The sequence below is a fragment of the Paenibacillus jilunlii genome (assembly GCF_900102965.1).
Taxonomy (GTDB): domain Bacteria; phylum Bacillota; class Bacilli; order Paenibacillales; family Paenibacillaceae; genus Paenibacillus_AQ; species Paenibacillus_AQ jilunlii.
This window is the reverse complement of the sequence record NZ_FNGM01000038.1, coordinates 1-1,452: the sequence shown is the minus strand read 5'-3', so window position 1 is coordinate 1,452 and position 1,452 is coordinate 1. Positions and strand designations below refer to the sequence as shown.

The following is a 1,452-nucleotide window of genomic DNA, read 5'->3' as shown; positions in this document are numbered from 1 at the left end:
TCGGGATGGTGACGGCATGACCCGGTGCCTGTCTCTGGATCACTGGCAGCAGTTCCCTGATTGTCGGGTTCGCAAAAATATCAAGGATGGTCACATGAGTGTGAAAGGCTTCGGATATTCTCGCCTTCAATACAATTGCCGCAAGCGAATTGCCGCCTAATTCAAAGAAGTTGCCGGACGGAGAAATATTCCCGCAGCCCAGCGTCTCTTTGAAAATATTCTCCAGCATTAGCCCTTCCTTACTGGAGATAACCTCTGTCACCGGCTCCTTGCTGCTGTGGTCTACAGCCGCTTCCGCCAAGGCTTTTCGGTCAACCTTCCCGCTGGAGGTATGGGGGAGGGCATCCAGTTGAATATAAAAGACCGGAACCATATACGCCAGCAACTCCCGGCGTAAATATTCCTTCAGCGCCTCCGTTCCGATTCGCTCCCTGGCTGTAAAATAGCCGCAGAGCACTTTGGTTTCTGCCTGGGCCCCCTGGCTCACCACGGCAGCCGTTTCGATCCGGCTGTCATATTTCTGGATGGCGGACTCGATCTCTCCCAGCTCGATCCGGTAGCCCCGCAGCTTGATCTGGGTATCCTTTCTCCCCAGATACTCAATGTTCCCGTCTTCCCGCCACCGGGCGAGGTCTCCCGTGAAATACAGCCGTTCTTCCGGCAGCCCCGGCAGCGCCTTGAATTTCTCCGCCGTAAGCTCCGGCCGGTTAAGGTACCCCTTCGCCAATTGCACGCCGCCGATGCATAATTCTCCCGGAATGCCCACCGGCACCAGCCCGCCTTCTTCGGATACGATATACAGGCGGGTGTTCGATACCGGCTTGCCAATCGGAATCAGCGTGTCGGACGGGTGTACCTCGCAGGAGGTGACATCAATGGACGCTTCGGTGGGTCCGTACAGGTTATGCAGTTCTACCCCTTCAACCCTGCGGAAAAACCGCTCTTTCACTTCAGGCGTCAGCTCTTCACCGCTGCAAATACAGCGCTTCAGCTGCCCCAATGACGCGTTCTCCGGCAGCGCATGCACAAAACCCGACAGCATCGAAGGCACGAAATGCAGTGTCGTTACCCCCTGACTGCGGATCAGCTGAACCAGATAATCCGGGTCTTTTTCCCCGCCCGGCTTCGCCAGACAGAGCACGCCCCCAATCATCAGCGGGAGGAACAGCTCCCAGACCGATACGTCAAAGGTATAGGTGGTCTTTTGCAGAACGACTTCCTGTTCGTCCATCCCGTACGCCTCCGCCATCCAGCGCAGACGGTTCACCAGTCCCCCGTGCGTCAGCAGGACCCCTTTGGGTTTGCCCGTTGAACCCGAGGTGTAGAGGACATAGGCCAAATGATGCGGGAGGATGCTCAGGGCGACATTGTCCCGTTCGTACCCTGCATAGACGGCTTCCTCTTCGACATCCACAGCGGTTACGCCCAGGGCAGCCGCCTGAGCGGCGAAGG

1 protein-coding gene is annotated in these 1,452 nt (G+C 57.4%); it reads right to left on the bottom strand.

The window, feature by feature from the left end; all coding sequences use genetic code 11:
* Nucleotides 1–1,452 (bottom strand): non-ribosomal peptide synthetase (locus BLQ82_RS30960; protein ID WP_143013600.1); only part of this gene is annotated, 1,452 nt, incomplete at both ends.